This window comes from Streptomyces sp. NPDC043427 (assembly GCF_056436655.1).
In genome coordinates this window covers 148,738-170,026 of record NZ_JBWKCC010000002.1, presented here as the reverse complement: position 1 = coordinate 170,026, position 21,289 = coordinate 148,738, and the positions used below count along the sequence as shown (strand labels likewise).

Here is a 21,289-nt window from a genome sequence, read left to right as displayed (position 1 = left end):
ATGCTTGGGCGGGCTTGGGATCCGACCCGGTGCGATTATGCCCTTGCCGGACCTGCGGGAAGACAAACAACGCGGAGGTCAGTCGCCTTCCGTGCGCTCCCGCGTCGCCAGCAGCCGGCGCAGCGAGTACAGCCGGGCCGGATCCGCGTGGCCCTCGGCGACCCACTCGTCCAGCGCGCAGTCCCGCTCGTCGTGACTGCACGCGCGGGGGCAGCCCTCCGTGCCCGGTTCCAGGTCGGGGAAGGCGTGGATGACGCGGGACGGGTCGACGTGGTGCAGGCCGAAGGACCGTACGCCCGGCGTGTCGATCACCCAGCTGTCCACGCCCGACAGGGGCAGCGCCAGCGCCGACGTCGTGGTGTGCCGACCACGGCCGGTCACCGCGTTGACGTGACCCGTCGAACGGCGGCGGTCCTTCGGCACCAGCGCGTTCACCAGGGTCGTCTTGCCCACGCCAGAGTGCCCCACGAACGCCGTCATCCGGCCGTCGAGGTGCTCCCGCACCCGGTCCGCCGCGTCGCCGTTCTCCAGCTCCTCGCGGCTGGTGACGACGTACGGGATGTCCAGGTGGCCGTACAGCTCCAGCAGCTTGTCGGGCTGGGCCAGGTCCGACTTGGTCATGACCAGCAGGGGCTCCAGACCGCCGTCGAAGGCCGCGACCAGGCAGCGGTCGATGAGGCGGGGGCGCGGCTCGGGATCTGCCAGGGCCGTGACGATCGCCAGCTGGTCGGCGTTGGCGACCACCACGCGCTCGTACGGGTCGTCGTCGTCCGCCGTGCGGCGCAGCACCGACGTGCGCTCCTCGATGCGGACGATCCGGGCGAGGGTGTCCTTCTTGCCGGACAGATCGCCGACGAGGGCCACCCGGTCGCCGACGATCGCGGCCTTGCGGCCGAGCTCGCGGGCCTTCATCGCCAGCACGATCCGGTCCTCGACCAGACAGGTCAGGCGGCCCCGGTCGACGGTGAGGACCATGCCCTCGGCGGCGTCCTCGTGCTTGGGGCGGATGTGGGTACGGGGTCGGTTGCCCTTGCGGTTCGGGCGGCTGCGGATGTCGTCCTCGTCGGTGTGCTTGCTGTAGCGACGCATGGCGGATGTCCCTAAGCCCCGAGCATCCCGGCCCACAGCTCGGGGAAGTCCGGCAGGGTCTTCGCCGTGGTCGCCACGTTCTCGATCCGCACTCCCTCGACCGCCAGGCCGATGATCGCGCCGGCCGTCGCCATGCGGTGGTCCTCGTACGTGTGGAAGACCCCGCCGTGCAGGGGGCGCGGGCGGATGTGCAGCCCGTCGGCCGTCTCGGTGACGTCGCCGCCGAGCTCGTTGATCTCCTTGGTCAGCGCGGCCAGCCGGTCCGTCTCGTGCAGGCGCAGATGGGCCACGCCCCGCAGCGTCGACGGGGAGTCCGCGAGGGCCGCGACCGCCGCGATGCCCGGGGTCAGCTCGCCGACGTCACCGAGGTCCACGTCGATGCCGTGGATGGCGCCGGAGCCGGTGAACTCCAGGCCGTACTCCGTCAGAGTGCAGGAACCGCCCATTTCGGTGAAGATCTCCCGCAGCCGGTCACCCGGCTGGGTGGTGCGGGCCGGCCAGTCCGGGACGAGGACCTTTCCGCCCGTGACCAGCGCCGCCGCCAGGAACGGCTGGGCGTTCGACAGGTCCGGCTCGATCGTCAGGTCCCGGCCGAGCAACGCGCCCGGCGTGACCCGCCACACGTTCTTCTCGCCGCCCGACTCCGGGGTGTCCACCTGGGCGCCGACGGCGCGCAGCATGTCCACCGTCATCCGGATGTGCGGCATCGACGGCAGCGTCGAGCCGATGTGGCGGACCTCCACGCCCTGGTTGAAGCGCGGGCCCGACAGCAGCAGGGCGCTCACGAACTGCGACGACGAGGACGCGTCGACCTCGACCGGGCCACCGTCCAGCGCCCCGCCCCCATGGACCGTCAGCGGCAGCGCGCCCCGGCCGTCGTCGTCGATCCGGGCGCCCAGGACACGCAGAGCGTCGATGACGCCGCTCAGGGGACGCTCGTACGACCTCGGGTCGCCGTCGAAGCGGACGGGACCGTCGGCCAGCGCGGCGACGGGCGGCAGGAAGCGCATCACCGTGCCGGCGTTGCCGACGTCGACGGTGGCCGGGCCGCGCAGGCCCGCGGGGATCACGCGCCAGGCCTCACCGGTGCCGTCGGGGCCCACTCCTTCTTCGATCTCGACGCCCATCACGCGTAGGGCGCCGACCATCAGGAGTGTGTCGCGGGAGCGCAGGGGGCGGCGCAGCCAGCCGGGCTCGGAGGCGAGGGCGGCGAGGACGAGGGCGCGGTTGGTGACCGACTTGGACCCGGGCACGTGGACCGTCGCGTCGACGGCTCCGCTCGCGTGCGGGGCGGGCCAGAGGGCGGTTTGTGCGGGGTTAACGGCCATGGGGCCCACTTTAGTGGGGGGCGCTCCTGGCCGTCGTTCGGCTGCGGGCCCGTCGGGGCTGGTCGCGCCCCGCGGCGGAGCCGCTGATCGACACAGCCCCGCGCCCCTTTCAGTGGCGTGTTCACACCTCCAGCAGCCAGCGGCCCCCACCTATCAGGGAGCACAGACTCACCGCGTGGAACAGGAACAGCCACAGGGCCGCCGGTGTGTGCGTCAACCTCGCCAGCTGGTCCGCGTCCGAGTCGCCCGCGCCTCCCCGGGACCTCTTCGCCTGGAGCTCGAACGCGGGGCGCACCCCGCCCAGCAGGAGGAACCACACCACCGCGTAGGCGAAGGCGGCCTGTACCTGGGGGCCGGTCAGCCAGGACACCAGAAGGAAGGTGCCACCCGTGACGACGACGGTCAGCGCGCCGTACGCGTTCCGGATCATCACCAGCATCGCCACCAGCAGAACCGTCGCCGCCCACAGCAGCAGAGTGATGTGGCCGGCCGCCAGGAGGGCCGCGCCGCCCAGGCCGAGGAGTGGGGGAGCGGTGTAGCCGGCGGCGGCGGTGAGGATCATGCCGATGCCGTGGGGCTTGCCGCGGCTGACGGTGAGGCCGCTGGTGTCGGAGTGCAGGCGTATGCCGGTCAGCGTGCGGCCGGTGAGCAGCGCGACCAGGCCGTGGCCGCCCTCGTGGGCGATGGTGATGGCGTTGCGGGACAGGCGCCACAGATGGTGCGGGACCACTATGGCGAGCGCGGCGGCCAGGGTGGCCAGCACCACCCACAGGTCGGGGTCGGGCTGGGTGCCGACGAGACGGTCCCACAGGTCGGGCAGCGCGGTGGCGGCGGTGCTGTCCATGTTCGGCGGTGGCTCCCTCTCGTCGTACGGAGTCAGGCAGTGTGGCACGTATGTGCGGACGCTGTCTGAGACGCCGACGTGGCAGCGATCGTTCCTGACGGAAAAAGTGCAGGTCACAGCGTTAGAGCCCCGGATTGGTCCGGGGCTCTTGCGTTACCTGCGCTGCTCGCGCGACTCCAGTTGCTGGCCCACGAGTCTCGCGTAGTGACCGGCCCGCTGGAGCAGGTCGTGATGGCTCCCCCGCTCCACGATGGTTCCCTGGTCGAGCACCAGGATGGTGTCGGCGTCGCGGATCGTGCTCAAGCGGTGCGCGATGATGATCTGGGTACAGGCCAGGGTGCGCAGGTTCTGTGCGACTCTCCACTCCGTCTGGACGTCCAGATGACTCGTGGCCTCGTCGAGCATGATGATCGCCGGTCTGTGCGCGATGGCTCGAGCTATGGACAGTCGCTGCCGCTGCCCGCCGGACAACGCGCTCCCGCCCTCGGAGACGAAGGTGTCGTACTGCATCGGCATGGCCATGATGTCGTCGTGGATGGCGGCCAACTCGGCGGCCGCGACCACGTGCTCGCGCTCGATCGACGGGTTGCTGAGGGCGATGTTGGACAGTATCGACCCGCTGAACAGCGCGCTCTCCTGCAGGACGACGCCGAACTGACGTCTCAGGTCACGCCAGTTGACATCGCGCAGCGAGACGCCGTCGTAGAAGATGTCCCCCTGTGTGGGGACGTGCAGTCCGAGCAGCAGTTTCCCCAGCGTGCTCTTGCCCGAACCGGAGAGTCCGACGATCGCGATCCTCTCTCCGGGCCGTGCGGTCAGGTCGATGTCACGCAGCACCTGGGGCCCTGTCTGCGAGTAGCGGAAACCGACCCGGTCCACCCGCAGGTGCCCCGACAGTCGTGGGGCGGGTCGTGACCCGCGCCGCGACTGCTCCGGCTCGGCCTCGGTCACGTCACGTATGCGGTCGAGGTTGGCACTGACGAGCTGGAACTGCTGGGCACTGGCCACGAGCGACGTGAGCGGTGCGAAGAAAGCGGCGGCCAGAGCCAGCAGGGCCACCATCGTGCCGACGCTGATCGATCCGTTGAGGACCTGCGTGGCCCCCACCCACAACAGCCCGAGCTGGCCGAACACGGGCAGGGAGCTGAGTATCGAGGCCACGGTGCCGGCGACGTAGTTGTGGCGCAGCGAGATGTTGAGGTGGTCGAAGAACAGGTTCGACCAGCGGTCGAAGGCCTGTGCCTCGGCGCCGGCTGCTTTCAGTGTTCCGATGCCGACGATCGCTTCGCCCAGGTATCCCTGGGATTTCCCGAAAGCGGTCAGCTCTCGGCCGGACAGCCTGCTGATCGTGCCGTTGCTGAGCATGAGGACGGCCGCGCCCACCAGGCCGATGCCCAGGGTGAGCGCGCCGAACGGCGGGGACTGCCAGAAAAGGAGGAGCAGGTAGAACGTGACCAGCCCGCTGTCCATGACGGCGGACAGGAGCTGGTTGCTCAGCAGCTCGCGCAGCAGGGCGTTGCTGGCCGCCCGTGCCAGCAGGTCACCGGTCGACCGCTGCTGGAAGTACTTGTAGGGCAGTTCGAGAAGGTGCTCGACGAAGCCGAGCATCATGCTGACGTCGATACGCGCCCGAAGGTATACCAACAGCCATTCCCGCAGCAGCGTCGCGACGGTCTGGGCAATGAAGATCACGACGATGCCGATCCCCAGGAGCGGCATGATGTTGTGCATGCGGAACGGGAGTACCTGGTCCACCACCACCCCGGTCAGGATGGGCAGGACGAGCCCGAGCAGGATCAGCAGCAGGGAGACCCCGAGCAGTTGCAGAGACGTTCCGGGGGCCTGACGCAGGAACTGAAGGACGTACCTGCGGAAAGTCGCGTGGTGTGGAGCGGGCGCACGTCGGTCGAAGGCCGCGCCCGGTTCGAGGAGGACGACCACCCCGGTGAATCCGGCGTCGAACTCGTCCGCGGTCAGCCGACAGCGTCCTCGGGCGGGGTCCACCACCTCGACGTGTCTGCGCGACCATCGTTCGACGACGAGGAAGTGGGTGAACTCCCAGTGGACGATCGCGGGGAGCGCGACGAAACGTAGATCGTTTCGCGGCAGGGAGATCGTCCTCACCCGCATTCCATGGTCACGCGCGATCCTGACGATCTCCAGCGCGGAGAGGCCGTCGCGGCCGACGCCGCTGCGCGTCCGCAACTCCGACAAAGAGGTCCCGCTGCCGTGGTATTTGAGCATCATCGCCAGGCAGGCGAGGCCGCATTCCACCTCACTCATCTGTCTGACCTCGGGCACCCTCCTGCGGTGCGACCTGCCAGTCCTCCCGGTCAGGGCGAAGAAGGGCCGGAGCAGTGCGCGAAGGGCGAACGGGTTCGTCACGAGGCACCGCCGACGGACTCGCCCCATCCGGGAAAGAGAGTCAGGAGCCGCTGCGACCCGGCCTCCACCCGCGCGGTCAGGAGACTCCCGCCGTAGGTGGCCGGTGGGAGTGACTGTCCGAGCCGCACGATGACGACGGTCCAGGGTTGTCGGACCGTACCCGGCCCGGGCTCGTACCGGTACTCGGCTCGGGCCGCGTCCGGGCCGATCACGCCCGGCTCGACTCTGACGACCGCACCCGATGCGGACGGACCCGAAGACCCGATCCGAGCGTGCACCGGCTGGCCGGCGCGCACCTGCGCCGATTGATCGGCCGGCAGGAACAGGGCGGCTGTCGTCGTTCTGCCGTCGGGTCCGCTCCGGGCACCGTGCGGGAGGATCGTGCCCCGGGCGTCGACGTACGCGGGCACCCGTACGGACCAGGCCAGAGCCGCGGTGACGATCAGCACGGCGAGCAGCAGCCAGAGGCAGACGATGATCGGTCGCAGGGTGAGGCGCGGCACGATGTCCTTCGCCGTACCTTTCCGGTACGCCTGGAGGGCGCTCTCCCGGAAGATCACACGGTCGGCCACGACCAATGGTCCTTTCTCTCAGCCCTGCGCCCGCCACCGTGGAGGAGCCAGGAGAAGAACGGACGGCACCTTGTCGGGCTCGGCCAGCCGGAGCAGTTCGTACCCGATCCCCGCAAGCCCGGTCATGAGCCCGGGCGTCTCCACTCCCAGGGGCACTCCCGTCACGAAGCCATGGGCCTCCACGCTCGCCACGACCGACGCCGTCGCTCGTTCCACAGCGTCATGATCCTCAGGTCGGTCCAGCAACCCCGCCGCCGTCAGGAGAAGCTCGACGTTCCCCAGCGCTCCGTGGCAGAGCGAGTGGCCCATGTCGAAGCCGTACCGCTTCGTGGAGCTCAGGGCGAGACCGATCTCGTCCCGGGTCGTCGCGTCGGCCATCTGATCCAGGGTGGCGAGGCGTGCCAGGCCGATGCCCGGGGCGCCGTGGCACCAGGCCACCATGCTCTTGCGAGGTGGCCCGGCGGCCGGGTCGAACGGGTCCGCCTCGATGGTCCGGGGCGGGAAGACACGCAGGTCGGCCCAGTTGTTCAGCTCGGGAAGGAAGAGGCTGCGGTCGTAGTCGAGAGCGCTGCGGGCAACCCGCCGAAAACGGTCGTCGCCGCACCGGGCAGCCAGTCGCAGCAGGCTCAACGCGATGCCGGCGGTGCCGTGCGAGAACCCACCCAGCGGCGGTTGATCCTCGAGCGTCCTCCAGGCGAGCCCGCGACGCACGGGCTGCGCCGTGGCCAGGAGCCGCTCGCCGCAGCGGATCGCCACGTCCAAGGTCCGGGGTGAGGGTCGGACCGAGTGGAGGCTGAGCAGTGCGAGCACGCACCCGGCCGAACCGTAGATCACATCCAGCGAACGGTCCGCGGAGATGAGCGGTGGCAGTCGCTCGGCCAGTGCGGCCGCTTCGTCGAGGAGATCCTGCTCGGCCCACAGGACGCCCAGGCTCGTGAGGACGTACACGACCGAGGCGAGGCCGTCGAACGCTCCGACCGTCGGAGGGGATCTGCTCGTGTCCGGCTGTTCCTGGAGCCACTCCCGCGCTTGGACTCGTGCCGACGTCAGTGCCCGACGTGCGAGGAGAGTTACGGAGGTGTCGCCGGTGACCGCGCCCAGGTAGCCCAGGAAGAGTGCGATTCCGCTGGTTCCGGAATAGAGGTCGCTGCCCGAAGGGAACAGCCCCCAGGTCGATTCGTCCAGTGGGCCCACGCCGAGCCAGTAGGCGCCGCCTTCGTTCTGAAGGGACAGCTCGCCGAGACGCCTCCCGACGGAGCTCGCCAGGGCGAGCAGCTGTTCTCGCTCCACCCGCCGCGTGACCAGGGAAGACCGGTGCCCCGACGGAACCTGTGCCGGCCGGCTGATCCTGTCCTCGGCGTCCATGAGCAGCGTGGCCAGCGACGCCTTGATGATCCAGCGCTGCTTGGCCAGGTCGTCATCACCGAGGTGCGCCACTCGCTGCCGGACCAGATCGAGGCTGGGCGCGTCCAAGAAGTCCTCGAAGCGCTCCCCCTCCGCGCTGAGGATCGCCCGGCTGCCCGGGCAGGTGGTGAACAGCGGGATGTCACCGTGCCACAGATCGCGCTGCTCCGCGGGGATGAGGGGAACCACATAGGGACGCTGCGCCGCTTCCAACCACAGGTGATCGAAGAAGCGATCACGTTCGAGCGCGTCACGCAACAGGTCCGGATGGAAGCTCTCGTACCAGAGAAGGCCGTAGACGTTCGTCGAGCGGACGACGACGCGCGTCTCGTCCTGGGCGAAGCGCGGCAGCTGCTCGGCCAGCAGAGCCGCTCTGTTCTCACACAGCAGTCGGTACATTCCGGTGAAGCCGTCCAGCACGGCGTCCCGGTACTCCCAGACCGTGACATCCCGGTCACCCAGACGGGGCCGATTCTCGCTGACGGGCAGCTCGGCACGCCGCCGACCCACCCGCATCTCATCCGTCCCCGGCCTGTCCCAGCTGACCAGCCGATGCGGGTTCATCTGCCCGGCGTGCCCGCCCAGGCCGCTCATGTCCACGCCGATGGAATCCTGGTCGGACCACATGCGCCGCGGGAGCAGCCCGACCTGCCACACGGAACGATCCAGCGCTCCCACCGCCGGGTTCTCCGAAGTCGCCCCCTTGTCGTGGACGTGAGGATGGAACAGGGCCTCCAGGTCGACGAGCATCGGATGCTCACCCGCAGCGAGCAGGTTCTCGTTGTGCAGGTCGGCGGCGTCCAGGGCGTACAACAGCGCCAGGTAGCTTCCCTGACGCTCGTAGAAACGCACGACCTCCTCCTCGCACGTACAGGAGGCCGCGTCGACGAACTCCGACCAGCCGTGCTTCCCGCAGTCGACCAGCTTCAGCGGCCGCAGGCCGGGCTCGGCGCCCCGGTCGTTCAACCAGCACAGCAAGTCCTGGAAGTGCACGTCCACACGCAGCGACCTCGGCTTGTACAGCAACTGCATCCCCGAGCCGAAGCGCAGCAGGAGCACACTGCGCCCTCGACGGTGCCGGTCGCCCTTTTCGGCCTCCACGTCGACCAACGGCCCGGGATCGCCGCCCGCGGCGAAGGTGGTGCGGATGGACTGCCAGTCAGCGCACAGATGCGTCAGGAACTCGTACAGGTAGTCGGCCCACTGCTGCGTCGTGAGCACCAGCTGATGTGCGAGCACCGGGTACTTGGCAAGAAGCCCCACGACGGAGCCTTCCTGACCGAGCCGCCGGATGAAGTCCTCGAAGCGGTCCTCCGCTGTCTCGCCTCGCAATTGTCCTTCCAACCGCGCAACATGCAGCTCGAGCAGGAGCGGTTTACTGAGCTGAAAGAGAAGGAGGGGCGCGAGATTCGCCAGGAAGACCCTGGGAAGCGTTTTCCTTTCGAAGGGGAGGAACTCGACCTCTGCGCGCAGCCCGCGCACCTTTTCCTGGAGACGGTCGAGAACATTTCCTAGAAGAGGGCCGATCGCCGGCAGGCACCCGGCAAGAGGGTGATCGTCCTCGATCTTCTCGAGCGAAGTCGCCAGTTCGGCGGAAGCCGGGCGTGTGAATGCCTGTCGGAGAACGATCAGCCAGTCGGGAGCGGCCTGGATGCGGGCCTTCAGACTCTCCGCAGGCTCCGCCAGCAGAGCCAGCAGATCACGTTCGGAGAGCGAGCCAAGCGCCAGCCGCTCAGCGAACAGCCCTTCCCGCGTGAACGGCCGCTGGCTCCGCCAAGCACGTAGACGACCCAGCGCTCCCTCGGGAAGAGGGTCCGAAGCGGTTGTCGTACCCGTGGCGCTGTCACTCGGTGCGCCGCCGCGTTCGGCCAGGGGAAAGGCCCGGTACCACTCGGGGGCCTGCCACACATCACGCGCTCTCATGGCCCGATGCTCCCTCGGCGTCCGCCCTGCCCAGGACGCAGCGAGGGCTGCTGGACAAACGTCTGGCAGCCCTCGCTGTGTTGCCCTGTCAGCAGTTGCGGCAGGGGTTCTGCGAGTTGCCGCGAGTCGTGACGCAGGTCTTCGTGTTACAGCCGACGCTGGCTCCGCTCTGGGCGCCGCCCAGAACCTGTCCCAGCTCGGCGTCGGTCAGCTCGATGGCGCCCGCCGGATTCTCCGGCAGGTCGGCCAGCTCTGCGGTGCTCAGGGTGTCGCGGTACTCCGGGTCCTCCCAGGCCCGGACAATCTTCCGGAGACTCATGGGACTCTCCCTGTTTTTTCCTCGACGTGTTTGTGCCCTGGCTACGCATCACCAGAGAATGATGGCGGTGGTGTGTTCGGCGTCATGCACAAACGCTCATGATTGAGGCCAGAATTATGCACACGCGCTGCGATGAACGCGGAACGCAGATGCCATGAGATTCGTGTCGACCCATACATTCCGCGTGCGAGTGGGAAAACATCCACTCGCTTCGAGGATCGGATGGTTGTCCGAACTCCCATACTCCACCACGCTTACCCCGGCCTCTGCGACATGTCAAGACGGCAGCTATTGGAGTTCCCCGATGGGGCACCGTGCTGCTTCGGTGGAGGATGAGCTAGCGTTTTCGCAGGGCGGAGGGGCGGTTTGACATGTGCGGACGGTACGCGGCCAGTCGTGGGCCCGAGGATCTTGCGGGAACCTTCGGGATCGAGAAATGGGAGCCGGAGGAGACCCTGGCGCCCGACTACAACGTGGCACCCACCAAGGAGGTGTACGCGGTCCTGGACCGTCCTCTGAAGGACGCCGACGACAAGCGTCCGGTCCGCCAGCTGAGGACGCTGAAGTGGGGCCTGGTCCCGTCCTGGTCGAAGACGCCCGAGGGTGCCGCCCGGATGATCAACGCGCGCGCCGAGACGGTCCACGAGAAGCCGTCGTACCGCCGTGCCTTCAGCTCCCGGCGCTGCATCATCCCCGCCGACGGCTACTACGAGTGGGTCACCGGCACACAGGAGCGGGACCTGGAGGTCGAGGGGAAGAAGAAGCGGCCCCGCAAGCAGCCGTACTTCGTGCTCCCGGCCGACGGGTCGGTCTTCGCGATGGCCGGTCTGTACGAGTTCTGGCGGGACCGCACACTGCCGGACGACCATCCGCAGGCCTGGTGGGTGACGTGCTCGGTCATCACCACGGAGGCCGAGAAGACCCCGCTCGCGGTGGCGCCTGCCGACGGGCCCCACGCGCTGGCCGACATCCACCCCCGGATGCCGCTGATGCTGACACCGGAACGCTGGGACACGTGGCTCGACCCGTCCCGCACGGACCCGGACGACCTGCGCGAGCTGCTCGCCCCGCCGCCCGAGGGGCTGATGCGGGCGTACCCGGTGACGACCGCGGTCAGCAACGTCCGCAACAACGGACCGGAGCTGCTGAAGGAGCTGGAGGGGCCTGAAGAGGGCACACTCTTCTGATGTGACGGACGTGAGTGGTGTGACAGACGTTAAGAAGGCGACCCGCGAGACCGTCGAGACCGACGCCGGTCCCGCCCGCATCACCTGGCACCCGGCGAAGAACGCCCGGCTCGTGCTCGCGGTGAGCCACGGCGCCGGCGGCGGCATCGAGGCCCGCGACCTCACGGCACTGGCGGCCGAGCTGCCCGGGCACGGCGTGACCGTCGCGCTCGTCGAGCAGCCCTGGCGGGTCGCCGGGAAGAAGATGGCGCCCGCTCCGAAGACGCTGGACGTGGGCTGGCGCGGGATCTGGCCCGCGCTCGCCGAGCGGGGGCTGCCCGTGATCTCAGGCGGGCGCAGCGCGGGCGCCCGGGTGGCCTGCCGCACCGCGACCGAGCTCGGCGCGCACGCCGTCCTCGCCCTCAGCTTCCCGCTCCACCCGCCGGGCAAGCCGGAGAAGTCCCGCGCCGAGGAACTGCTCGGCGCCGGGGTCCCCACCCTCGTCGTCCAGGGCGGCAACGACCCGTTCGGCAAGCCCGAGGAGTTCCCGGAGGGGACGTACGAACTGATCGAGGTGCCGTACGGCGATCACGGTTTCGCCGTGCCGAAGAGGGCGGACATCGGACAGGACCGCGCCCTGGAGACCATCACCGCCGGAGTCGTGAGGTGGGCCTCGTCACTCGCCTAGGCCCGGGGAATGCAGCGCGGCCGACCACTGTTGAGGCGGACAGAAGTGCTGGCAGACCAGCGCCGACGTCGTAGGAGAGGGAGTCCGCCGCATGGGTTCGACCATCTGCCCGAGCCGCAGCAGCCGCGCCGACCTGGACTGGACGGTGCTGCACGCGGCCAAGACCGCCCCTATTCGGGCGGCGGCGGGTGCGGATCGTGTTCTATCCTCCGATTCGAGTGGGGCCGGTTTCGGTGCCACGAGAAATCTTGAGGAGGTGGGTCCGGTCACTGGGACCGACGCAGGGACCGACAACGGCCAGGCGGAGCTGCCCGAGGGCCGGGGCGGCAGCGCGGAGTCGAACGCGGAGCGCAGCGCGCGCTTCGAACGCGACGCGCTCGAATTCCTCGACCAGATGTACTCGGCCGCACTGCGCATGACGCGCAACCCGGCCGACGCCGAGGACCTGGTGCAGGAGACGTACGCCAAGGCGTACGCGTCCTTCCACCAGTTCCGTGAGGGCACCAACCTCAAGGCGTGGCTGTACCGGATCCTCACCAACACGTTCATCAACTCGTACCGCAAGAAGCAGCGCGAGCCCCAGCGCAGTGCGGCCGAGGAGATCGAGGACTGGCAGCTCGCACGGGCCGAGTCGCACATGTCGACGGGTCTGCGCTCCGCCGAGTCGCAGGCGCTCGACCACCTGCCCGACTCGGACGTGAAGGAAGCACTCCAGGCGATCCCCGAGGAGTTCCGCATCGCCGTCTATCTCGCGGACGTCGAGGGCTTTGCGTACAAGGAGATCGCGGACATCATGGGGACACCCATCGGTACGGTGATGTCCCGGCTGCACCGGGGCCGTCGTCAACTGCGCGGCATGCTCGAGGACTACGCCCGTGAGCGCGGACTGGTCCCGGCGGGCGCCGGCGAGTCGAACGAAGTGAAAGGTTCGGGCTCATGAGCTGCGGAGACCCGCACGAGACGGACTGCAGTGAGGTCCTCGACCACCTCTACGAGTTCCTCGACAGCGAGATGCCGGACGTCGACCGCGACAAGTTCCAGCACCACTTCGAGGAATGCTCGCCGTGCCTCGAGAAGTACGGCCTGGAGCAGGCCGTGAAGAAGCTGGTCAAGCGGTGCTGCGGGCACGACGACGTGCCGACCGATCTGCGGGCCAAGGTCATGGGGCGGATCGAGCTGATCCGCTCCGGCCAGACCGTGCCCGAGCACGATGTGACGGCCGCTCCGGCCACCCCCGTCCCTCCCAGGGAGTCCTGAACTCCCGGGCAAGGCACGGCACCGGCGGCCCCCGGCCGTCACCCGAACGTAGTAATCCGCGGGTGATACGCCCGCGCACCCCCCCCTGGCCGCCCTAGGCTCCCAAGCCTGGTAGGGCACCGTCATGCCGGGGGAGGGGCGACATGGAGGCGGTTCCGGCACGGGCACGTGTGTACGTCGTCGCCGTCGGCCTCGTCGCCCTCCTCTGTCTGCTGCCCCCGCCGACATCACGCACACACGCGTGGGCGGTCCTTTCGCTCGCCGCGCTGTACGCGGGCTGCGAACAGGTCGCCGGGCGGCGCTTCGCCGGCACCTTCTACCCCGTCCTGCTCGCCGCGGCCTTCCTGCTGCCCCCGGCCGCCGCCGCGCTCGTCCCGCTGCCCGGGGCCCTGCTCTCCCACGTCGAGGCGCGCCCCTTCCTGCTGCGCCGCGTCTGGCGCGCCTCCCGGCTGATCCTCGGCGTGTGGGCAGCGGCCCACCTCCACGCCGCGCTCGACGGCTGCGACGCCGTCCGCACCTCCGACTTCCCCTACGCGCTCGGCCCGGCCGGGGCGGCCGTCCTGGTGTTCTGCCTGGTCCTCGCCCTGCTGGACGGCGGAATCCTCGCCCTGGCCGAGCAGGCACCGGCACGGCGGGCGTGGCGCGGGCTGCTGCCGCGCTCGCTGGCACCGGTCGCGGTGCACGGGACGGCCGGGCTGATGATGGCCGTGCTGTGGCGCAGCCCGTACGGGCCCGTCGCCGCGCTGCTCGTGCTGTTGCCGATGGGTGTGTCGTGGTGGGTGTACGCCCAGTACCACCGGGAGCGGGCGGCCCACCGTGCCACCATCCGGGCGCTGGTGCAGGCCGTCGACATCAAGGACGGCTACACCCGCGGGCACAGTGAGCGGGTCGGGCAGGCGTCCGTGCTGATCGCGCGCGAGCTGGGCATGGACGAGGAGCGGGTGGAGGTCCTCCGGCTCGCCGGGATCCTGCACGACGTGGGGAAGCTCGGGGTACCCACCCGGCTGCTGCGCAAGGACGGGCCGTTGACGCCCGAGGAGCGGCGCGTGATCGAGCTGCACCCCGAGTACGGGCACGAGATCGTGCGCGGGATCTCCTTCCTCGGCGAGGCCCGGACGGCGGTGCTGCACCACCATGAGCGGCTGGACGGGACCGGATACCCCTACGGGCTGGTGGGCAGTCAGATCCCGGAGTGCGCGCGGGTCGTGGCCGTCGCGGACGCGTTCGACGCGATGACGTCGACGCGGTCGTACCGCAGGGCCCGACCGGTTCCCACCGCGCTGGAGGAGTTGGAGCGGTGCGCGGGGACGCAGTTCGACCCCCGGATGGTGTCCGCCCTCGTCCGCGCGGTGGGCAGATCCGGCTGGCACCCCGCCGTGACGGCCGACGAGCCCGTCCGGCCCGGTGAGCGGCCGCCGGTCTCCAGCCTGCCGGGAGCGCGCGGATGACCCGGCATCGGTGCCCCGCGGCCCTCGCCCTCGTCCATGCCTCCGCCGCCCTCCTCGCCCTCGTCTCCCTCTGCGTCACCCTCTGGGACGGCGTCCACGAAGGCGCCCTCGCGCTCGCCTTCGGGCTGCTCGTCGCCGTGGGCGAGCTCACCCGGTGGAGCGGGCCCGGCGTGCGGGAGATCGCGCCGCTCGGGGCCGCCGGGGCGCTGGCGTACGCGCTGCTGGGCGAGAACGCCGGCCTGCCCCGGGCCCTCGACCCGGCCGGCGCGGAGGGGGCCCCCGTCGGCGTCTCCCAGGTCGTCACCGTCGTGCTCGCCGCCTCCCTGCTCGGCAGCGTGCCGCACATCGCGCAGGGGCGGAGCCCGACGCTCGACCACCTGGCCCGGCGGGTGCTGACCGTCGGGTTCGCCGCCGTGTGCTTCCAACCCCTCTCCCACAGTGGCACCTTGGCCGCCGGGGGCGGCCCCGCCCATGCCCTGCTGCTGCTCGCGCTGCTCACCCTCACCGTCCTGTGCGACACCGTTCTCGCCGCCGCGCTGGCGCACGCGCGCACCGGCTGGCCCTTCGGCCCGCTGCTGCGGGACGAACTGCGCGCCACCCTCGGCATCGGATCGGCCGTCTGCGCGACCGGTGCCGTGATGGCGCTCGCGGTGGACGTCGCGGGCCTGTGGGCCCTGCCCGTCTTCTCGCTCCCGCTGCTGCTCACCCAGCTGTCCCTGCGCCGCTACGCCGCCGTGCGGGCCACCTACCGGCAGACCATCGCCTCCCTCGCGCGCGCCACCGAGATCGCCGGGTACACACCGGCCGGGCACGCCCTGCGGGTCGCCTCCCTCAGCCAGGCCGTCGGCCGCGACCTGGGCCTGACCGAGCCCGAACTCACCGTGCTGGAGTACGCGGCCCTCATGCACGACATCGGCCAGCTCAGCCTCCTCGACCCGGTACCGGCGGGGGCCACCGCCGCGCTGCCCGTCGAGGAGCAGCGGCGCATCGCGCTCCTCGGCGGGGCCGTCGTACGGCAGACCGGGGTGGACCCGCGGGTCGCCGTCGTCGTGGAGCGGCAGGCCGACCCCTGCCGGGAGCAGCCGCCGGCCGCGCGCATCGTGCGGGCGGTGAACGCGTACGAGGAGAAGGCGCGGGACGCCGGGCCGGGCGGGCCCCTGAAGGCGCTGGAGGAACTGCGGCTGGGCACCGCCGACGACTACGCGCCCGAAGTCGTGGAAGCACTGGCCCGGGTTCTGTCGCGGGGCTGTCTTACCCTGCCCGGAGTGGGGTAACCCATGGGTAATGAGCGCCCTTCCAGCCGTACGTGGTTGGATGCGAAGGAGAGAGAGTGTCCGGGGGCACTGGCCAGCCCACACCACGGAACTGGCAGGCGGGAATCGTGAGGATCTTCGGCAAGGGACGGCACCGGCCCTCCGCCTCCTGGCGGCAGGCCACCGACCGCGCGTTCACCCTGATCGGTGATGGTCGGTACGAGGACGCCGGCGCGTTGTTGACACGCGCCGCCGATCTGGAGCCGTGGCTTTCGGAGTCCTGGTTCAACCTCGCCCTGCTGCACAAGTTCCGGCACGACTGGGAGCAGGCCCGGGCGGCGGGCCTGAGGGCCGTGGCGCTGCTCGACCGGGAGAGCGGGGCGCCCGACTGGTGGAACGTCGGCATCGCGGCGACCGCCCTCCAGGACTGGCCGCTGGCCCGGCGCGCCTGGCAGGCGTACGGGTTGCACGTGCCAGGGGGAGCTACCGCTTCGGGTGAGCCCCTCGGCATGGACCTCGGCAGCGCGGCGGTGCGGCTTTCGCCCGAGGGTGAGGCGGAGGTCGTGTGGGGGCGCCGGCTGGACCCCGCCAGGATCGAGGTGCTGTCCATCCCCCTACCGTCCTCCGGGCGGCGCTGGGGGGAGGTCGTGCTGCACGACGGCGTGCCGCACGGCGAGCGGACCACGGCTGCCGGACACGCGTACCCCGTGTTCGACGAGATCGAGCTGTGGGCGCCGTCGCCCGTGCCGACCTGGGTGGTGCTGCTGGAGGCGGCGACCGAGGCGGACCGGGACGCGCTGGAGCAGCTCGCGGCCGACGCCGGGTTCGCCGCGGAGGACTGGTCGTCGTCGGTGCGGTTGCTGTGCCGGATGTGTTCGGAGTCACGGATGCCCTCGGACGAGGGCGACGGTGAGCATCTCGACCCGCACGATCACAGCGAGCCCGGGCATCCCGGCCCGCTCGGGCACCGGACGGACGGGCAGTTGTGGGTGCCGGAACGGGAGTGCGGGGTGGCCGCGCCGGCTTCGCTGGTCCGGGGATTGTTGGACGGGTGGGTCGCCGACAGCCCGGATTCCCGGGACTGGCGGGATCTGGAAGAGGTCTGCTGAACCGCTGCCTCTCCTGAACCACCCTTAGGCTGTACACGCAGAAAATTCTCATGGTTGCAGGAAGGCTTACGTCGGTCATGGCGCAGCAGGACACCGATCAGCAGCACGTGGGCGTGCTCCCCGTGGACGACGAGGGCTTCGTCATCGACACGGAGGAGACGGAGGAGCGCGAGGCCGCCTGGCGTGAGGCCGGTACCTCGCGGCCGATCACCGTCGTCGGGAACCCGGTGCTCCACAAGGAGTGCAGGGACGTCACCGAGTTCGGTGAGGAGCTCCAGCAGCTGGTGGCGGACATGTTCGCCTCGCAGCGCACCGCCGAGGGCGTCGGCCTGGCCGCCAACCAGATCGGGGTCGATCTGAAGGTCTTCGTCTACGACTGCCCGGACGACGACGGTGTGCGGCACGTCGGTGTGGTCTGCAACCCGAAGATCGTGGAGCTGCCCGCGGACAAGCGCCGGCTGGACGACAGCAACGAGGGGTGCCTGTCGGTGCCGACCGCGTACGCGCCGCTCGCCCGGCCCGACTACGCCGAGGTGACCGGGCAGGACGAGAAGGGCAATCCGATCAAGGTGCGCGGCACCGGCTACTTCGCGCGGTGTTTGCAGCACGAGACCGACCACCTGTACGGGTACCTGTACATCGACCGGCTCTCCAAGCGTGAACGCAAGGACGCGCTGCGGCAGATGGCCGAGAACGAGCCCCGCTACCCCGTGGTCGCCAACGACTGAGGCCACGGAAGTCCCTTACGCACGGCGTCTGTTCAGCTGCCCCCGGCCGAACAGGCGCCGTTCGTGTGTCCGTCGCACGTTCGATCGTTTCCCGGGCTCCTAGTTGATCCAGAACCAGTCAGGCAAGGGGGATTCTCGGCACTGTGGGGTAGTGAATGGTGCAAATCCGTTCCCCGAGTGGTCAGTTGTAGGGCTGAATAGGAGTGGCGGATACGCAACGGCGCACGCCCGGCACAGCGGAGGGGCGTGCGGCCACGGGCGGCTGAGAGGGGTAGTTCGTGCCTGCTTTCCCACACAGCACCACTTACAGCACCGCGTACAGCACCACTTCGACGGCGACGGTGGTGGCGGTCCCACCCTCGCTCTCTCTTCCGGTGATCGAGGCCGCCTTTCCTCGGCGACTCCATGAGTATTGGCCAAGGCTCCAGGAGAAGACCCGCACCTGGCTCCTGGAAAAACGGCTGATGCCCGCGGACAAGGTGGCGGAATATGCCGATGGACTGTGCTACACCGACCTCATGGCGGGGTACTACCTCGGCGCCCCGGATGAGGTCCTCCAGGCGATCGGGGACTACAGCGCGTGGTTCTTCGTCTGGGACGACCGCCATGACCGCGACATCGTGCACGACCGACCAGCGGCCTGGCGGCGCCTGAAATCCAGGCTGCACAGGGCCCTCGACTCCCCACGGCCCCATCTGCATCACGAGGACCCGCTGGTCGCCGGGTTCGCGGACAGCATGGTGAGGCTGTACTCGTTCCTGCCCCGGACGTGGAACGAGCGGTTCGCCCGGCACTTCCACGCCGTGATCGAGGCCTACGACCGGGAATTCCACAACCGCAGAGAGGGGATCATCCCGACGGTCGAGGAATATCTCGCGCTGCGCCGGCTCACCTTCGCGCACTGGATCTGGACGGATCTGCTGGAGCCGAGCGCGGGATGCGAACTCCCGGACGCCGTGCGAAAACACCCGTCATATCGACGGGCGGCGCTGTTGAGTCAGGAATTCGCCGCCTGGTACAACGACCTCTGCTCGCTCCCCAAGGAAATAGCGGGCGACGAGGTGCACAATCTCGGAATCAGTCTCGTCACCCATGAGGGACTGACCCTGGAACAGGCGGTCGAGGAAATCAGGCGACGGGTCGACGAGTGCATCACCGAATTCCTGCTCGCCGAACGGGAAGCCTTACGGTTCGCCGACGGCCTCGACGACGGCACGGTGCGGGGAAAGGAACTGGGCGCCGCCGTGCGCGCCTGTCTGGGAAACATGCGGAACTGGTTCAGTTCCGTCTACTGGTTCCACCACGAGTCCGGCCGTTACATGGTCGACAGCTGGGACGACCGGTCCACGCCCCCGTACGTCAACAACGAAGCGGCAGGTGAGAAATGACCGTCGAGTCCGTGAAGCCCGTGGAACCACGCATGCCGGAGCTACGGGAGCCACCCCTCGCGGGTGGCGGAGTTCCGCTTCTCGGCCACGGCTGGAAGCTGGCCCGCGACCCGCTGGCGTTCATGTCCCGGCTGCGCGACCACGGAGACGTCGTCCGCCTGAAGCTCGGCCCGAAGACGGTGTACGCCGTCACCACGCCCGCCCTCACCGGCGCGCTCGCGCTGAGTCCCGACTACAAGATCGACGGGCCGCTGTGGGAATCCCTGGAAGGCCTGCTCGGCAAGGAGGGCGTGGCCACCGCCAACGGCCCCCGGCACCGGCGCCAGCGCCGCACCATCCAGCCCGCCTTCAAACTCGACGCGATCCCCGCCTACGGGCCGATCATGGAGGAGGAGGCGCACGCGCTGACCGAGCGCTGGACGGCCGGCGAGACGATCGACTGCACCTCCGAGTCGTTCCGCATCGCCGTACGCATCGCGGCCCGCTGTCTGCTGCGCGGCGACTACATGGACGAGCGGGCCGAGCGGCTGTGCGTCGCCCTCGCCACCGTCTTCCGCGGTATGTACCAGCGGATGGTGATTCCCCTCGGGCCGCTGTACCGGCTGCCCCTGCCGGCCAACCGTGAATTCAACCGAGCCCTGGCCGATTTGCATCTCCTGGTCGACGAGATCGTCGCCGAGCGCCGCGCATCCGGTCAAAAGCCGGACGATTTGCTGACGGCATTGCTGGAGGCCAAGGACGACAATGGCGACCCCATCGGGGAACAGGAGATCCACGACCAGGTCGTCGCGATAGTCACCCCCGGCAGCGAAACCGTCGCATCCACGATCATGTGGCTGCTCCAGGTCCTCGCCGAACACCCGGAACACGCGGACAAGGTGCGCGCGGAGGTGCAATCGGTGACCGGAGGACGTCCTGTGGCATTCGAGGACGTCCGCAAGCTCACCCACACCAACAATGTCGTCGTCGAGGCCATGCGACTGCGCCCCGCCGTATGGATTCTGACCCGTCGGGCCGTCACCGACACCGAACTCGGCGGGTATCGCATTCCGGCCGGGGCCGACATCGTCTACAGCCCCTACGCGATCCAACGCGACGCGCGTTCCTACGCGGACCACCTCGACTTCGACCCCGACCGCTGGCTCCCGGAACGGGTGAAGGACGTTCCGAAGTACGCCATGAGCCCCTTCAGTGTGGGCAACCGCAAGTGCCCGAGCGACCACTTCTCGATGGCGCAACTGTCTCTGATCACGGCGGCCGTGGCGACGCGGTACCGCCTGGAGCAGGTGCCCGGCTCCAACGACGCGACCCGGGTCGGCATCACGCTGCGTCCGCACCAGCTGCTGCTGCGACCGGTGCCGAGGTGAGGCGTCAGGCGGCCTGAGGTCCTCGGAACGCGCGCCGGTAGGCGTTCGGGGTCGTGTCCAGCGTCCGTACGAACTGGTGGCGCAGCGCGGCCGCGGTACCGAACCCCGTCCGGCCGGCGATCGCGTCCACCGTCTCGTCCGTCGCCTCCAGCAGATGCTGGGCCAGCAGCACGCGCTGCCGCAGCAGCCAGCGGTAGGGAGTGGTGCCGGTCTCCTGCTGGAAGCGGCGGGCGAAGGTGCGCGGGGACATGTGGGCGCGGGCGGCGAGCTGCTCGACGGTGACCTCCTCGTGGAGGTTGCGCTCCATCCACGCGAGCACCTCACCGACCGTGTCGCAGGAGGAACGCGGCAGCGGCCGCTCGATGTACTGGGCCTGGCCGCCGTCGCGGTGCGGCGGTACGACCATGCGCCGGGCGATCCTGTTGGCGACCTGCGGCCCCTGCTCCTTGCGCACGATGTGCAGACAGGCGTCGATGCCGGCCGCGGTGCCCGCCGAGGTGATCACCGGGTCGGCGTCGACGTACAGCACGTCCGGCTCGACGGTGATCCGCGGATGGCGCCGGGCCAGTTCCTCGGCGTGCCGCCAGTGCACCGCGCAGCGGCGGCCGTCGAGCAGTCCGGCGGCCGCCAGCATGAACACCCCGGAGCAGACGCTCAGCACCCGCGCTCCCCGGTCCACGGCCGCGCGCAGCGCCTCCAGCAGCTCCGGCGGATAGGCGCGCACCGCGTAGGTCTCCCCGGCCGGTACGGCGATCAGGTCGGCGCTCTCCAGCCGCTCCAGACCGTGCTCCAGCACCATGGAGAAGCCCGCAGGCGTGGTCAGGGTCGGGCCCTCCGCCGAGGCCACGGCGAAGTCGTAGACGGGCAGGCCCTCGTCGCTGCGGTCGATGCCGAACACCTCGCAGACGACACCCAGTTCGAAAGGGTGCACGCCGTCGAGGAGGACGGCGGCCACGTTCTTCAGCATGTCGGCAGTGTGCCCGAGGGTGGCAGGAATTTGAAGGTGTGCGGCAGTCCTGCC

General features: G+C 69.8%; 18 protein-coding genes. 10 read left to right on the top strand and 8 right to left on the bottom strand.

Annotation, left to right across the window (positions count from 1 at the left end):
- Positions 1–78: 78 nt before the first annotated feature.
- The 7 genes from rsgA to AC067M_RS04605 all read right to left on the bottom strand — a co-directional run bounded on the left by rsgA (position 79) and on the right by AC067M_RS04605 (position 9,864).
- Positions 79–1,089, bottom strand: a complete 1,011-nt coding sequence (rsgA, locus tag AC067M_RS04635; RefSeq protein ID WP_478695506.1) for a ribosome small subunit-dependent GTPase A — start codon at positions 1,087–1,089, stop codon at positions 79–81.
- 11 nt (positions 1,090–1,100) lie between these two features.
- Positions 1,101–2,417: a 3-phosphoshikimate 1-carboxyvinyltransferase gene (aroA, locus tag AC067M_RS04630; RefSeq protein WP_478695505.1), complete on the bottom strand. Its 1,317-nt coding sequence runs from the start codon at positions 2,415–2,417 to the stop codon at positions 1,101–1,103.
- A gap of 121 nt (positions 2,418–2,538) precedes the next feature.
- Positions 2,539–3,261, bottom strand: a complete 723-nt coding sequence (locus AC067M_RS04625; protein ID WP_478695504.1) for a M50 family metallopeptidase — start codon at positions 3,259–3,261, stop codon at positions 2,539–2,541.
- A 153-nt stretch (positions 3,262–3,414) separates the two neighbouring features.
- A complete protein-coding gene (locus AC067M_RS04620) occupies positions 3,415–5,673 on the bottom strand; it encodes a peptidase domain-containing ABC transporter (protein WP_478695503.1) in 2,259 nt (752 codons plus the stop codon).
- Positions 5,643–6,218: a hypothetical protein gene (locus tag AC067M_RS04615; protein ID WP_478695502.1), complete on the bottom strand. Its 576-nt coding sequence runs from the start codon at positions 6,216–6,218 to the stop codon at positions 5,643–5,645. The genes AC067M_RS04620 and AC067M_RS04615 overlap by 31 nt, the downstream gene beginning before the upstream one ends.
- Positions 6,219–6,236: 18 nt before the next feature.
- Positions 6,237–9,545, bottom strand: coding sequence for a type 2 lanthipeptide synthetase LanM family protein (locus AC067M_RS04610; RefSeq protein WP_478695501.1), 3,309 nt, complete (start codon positions 9,543–9,545; stop codon positions 6,237–6,239).
- Between the two features lie 88 nt (positions 9,546–9,633).
- A complete protein-coding gene (locus AC067M_RS04605; protein WP_478695500.1) occupies positions 9,634–9,864 on the bottom strand; it encodes a mersacidin/lichenicidin family type 2 lantibiotic in 231 nt (76 codons plus the stop codon).
- A gap of 371 nt (positions 9,865–10,235) precedes the next feature.
- Here AC067M_RS04605 and AC067M_RS04600 point away from each other — a divergent pair, with 371 nt between their 5' ends.
- The 10 genes from AC067M_RS04600 to AC067M_RS04555 all read left to right on the top strand — a co-directional run bounded on the left by AC067M_RS04600 (position 10,236) and on the right by AC067M_RS04555 (position 20,268).
- Complete coding sequence (locus AC067M_RS04600; protein WP_478695499.1) at positions 10,236–11,051, top strand: SOS response-associated peptidase; 816 nt, start codon at positions 10,236–10,238, stop codon at positions 11,049–11,051.
- A 19-nt stretch (positions 11,052–11,070) separates the two neighbouring features.
- Positions 11,071–11,718 carry an alpha/beta hydrolase family protein gene (locus AC067M_RS04595; RefSeq protein ID WP_478695498.1) on the top strand — a complete coding sequence of 216 codons (648 nt, stop codon included), beginning with the start codon at positions 11,071–11,073 and terminating at the stop codon, positions 11,716–11,718.
- Positions 11,719–11,974: 256 nt separating this feature from the next.
- On the top strand, positions 11,975–12,658 hold the full coding sequence (gene sigR, locus AC067M_RS04590; protein ID WP_478695985.1) for an RNA polymerase sigma factor SigR: 684 nt from the start codon (positions 11,975–11,977) through the stop codon (positions 12,656–12,658).
- On the top strand, positions 12,655–12,975 hold the full coding sequence (rsrA, locus tag AC067M_RS04585) for a mycothiol system anti-sigma-R factor (RefSeq protein WP_478695497.1): 321 nt from the start codon (positions 12,655–12,657) through the stop codon (positions 12,973–12,975). Before sigR ends, rsrA begins: the two co-directional genes overlap by 4 nt.
- A 143-nt stretch (positions 12,976–13,118) precedes the next feature.
- On the top strand, positions 13,119–14,423 hold the full coding sequence (locus tag AC067M_RS04580; RefSeq protein WP_478695496.1) for an HD-GYP domain-containing protein: 1,305 nt from the start codon (positions 13,119–13,121) through the stop codon (positions 14,421–14,423).
- Positions 14,420–15,697: an HD-GYP domain-containing protein gene (locus AC067M_RS04575; RefSeq protein ID WP_478695495.1), complete on the top strand. Its 1,278-nt coding sequence runs from the start codon at positions 14,420–14,422 to the stop codon at positions 15,695–15,697. The genes AC067M_RS04580 and AC067M_RS04575 overlap by 4 nt, the downstream gene beginning before the upstream one ends.
- A gap of 107 nt (positions 15,698–15,804) precedes the next feature.
- On the top strand, positions 15,805–16,785 hold the full coding sequence (locus tag AC067M_RS04570) for a tetratricopeptide repeat protein (protein WP_478695984.1): 981 nt from the start codon (positions 15,805–15,807) through the stop codon (positions 16,783–16,785).
- Between the two features lie 77 nt (positions 16,786–16,862).
- Positions 16,863–17,513 (top strand): peptide deformylase, encoded by a 651-nt coding sequence (gene def, locus AC067M_RS04565; protein ID WP_478695494.1) that lies wholly within the window; start codon positions 16,863–16,865, stop codon positions 17,511–17,513.
- 278 nt (positions 17,514–17,791) lie between these two features.
- Positions 17,792–18,901: an epi-isozizaene synthase gene (gene cyc1 / locus AC067M_RS04560; RefSeq protein WP_478695493.1), complete on the top strand. Its 1,110-nt coding sequence runs from the start codon at positions 17,792–17,794 to the stop codon at positions 18,899–18,901.
- Positions 18,898–20,268: a bifunctional albaflavenone monooxygenase/terpene synthase gene (locus tag AC067M_RS04555; RefSeq protein ID WP_478695492.1), complete on the top strand. Its 1,371-nt coding sequence runs from the start codon at positions 18,898–18,900 to the stop codon at positions 20,266–20,268. The genes cyc1 and AC067M_RS04555 overlap by 4 nt, the downstream gene beginning before the upstream one ends.
- Before the next feature lie 4 nt (positions 20,269–20,272).
- Here the strand turns inward: AC067M_RS04555 and AC067M_RS04550 are convergent, their stop codons facing one another.
- Positions 20,273–21,235, bottom strand: a complete 963-nt coding sequence (locus tag AC067M_RS04550) for a GlxA family transcriptional regulator (RefSeq protein ID WP_478695491.1) — start codon at positions 21,233–21,235, stop codon at positions 20,273–20,275.
- Between the last annotated feature and the right edge of the window lie 54 nt (positions 21,236–21,289).

Excerpts from the sequence above, each read along its gene's own strand:
- AC067M_RS04620 (WP_478695503.1), bottom strand. The coding sequence starts at position 5,673 with ATGGGGCGAGTCCGTCGGCGGTGCCTCGTGACGAACCCGTTCGCCCTT.
- AC067M_RS04555 (WP_478695492.1), top strand. The coding sequence starts at position 18,898 with ATGACCGTCGAGTCCGTGAAGCCCGTGGAACCACGCATGCCGGAGCTA.
- AC067M_RS04600 (WP_478695499.1), top strand. The coding sequence starts at position 10,236 with ATGTGCGGACGGTACGCGGCCAGTCGTGGGCCCGAGGATCTTGCGGGA.
- def (WP_478695494.1), top strand. The coding sequence starts at position 16,863 with ATGGCGCAGCAGGACACCGATCAGCAGCACGTGGGCGTGCTCCCCGTG.
- AC067M_RS04580 (WP_478695496.1), top strand. The coding sequence starts at position 13,119 with ATGGAGGCGGTTCCGGCACGGGCACGTGTGTACGTCGTCGCCGTCGGC.
- AC067M_RS04605 (WP_478695500.1), bottom strand. The coding sequence starts at position 9,864 with ATGAGTCTCCGGAAGATTGTCCGGGCCTGGGAGGACCCGGAGTACCGC.
- AC067M_RS04610 (WP_478695501.1), bottom strand. The coding sequence starts at position 9,545 with ATGAGAGCGCGTGATGTGTGGCAGGCCCCCGAGTGGTACCGGGCCTTT.
- rsrA (WP_478695497.1), top strand. The coding sequence starts at position 12,655 with ATGAGCTGCGGAGACCCGCACGAGACGGACTGCAGTGAGGTCCTCGAC.
- rsgA (WP_478695506.1), bottom strand. The coding sequence starts at position 1,089 with ATGCGTCGCTACAGCAAGCACACCGACGAGGACGACATCCGCAGCCGC.
- AC067M_RS04625 (WP_478695504.1), bottom strand. The coding sequence starts at position 3,261 with ATGGACAGCACCGCCGCCACCGCGCTGCCCGACCTGTGGGACCGTCTC.
- aroA (WP_478695505.1), bottom strand. The coding sequence starts at position 2,417 with ATGGCCGTTAACCCCGCACAAACCGCCCTCTGGCCCGCCCCGCACGCG.
- AC067M_RS04550 (WP_478695491.1), bottom strand. The coding sequence starts at position 21,235 with ATGCTGAAGAACGTGGCCGCCGTCCTCCTCGACGGCGTGCACCCTTTC.
- AC067M_RS04575 (WP_478695495.1), top strand. The coding sequence starts at position 14,420 with ATGACCCGGCATCGGTGCCCCGCGGCCCTCGCCCTCGTCCATGCCTCC.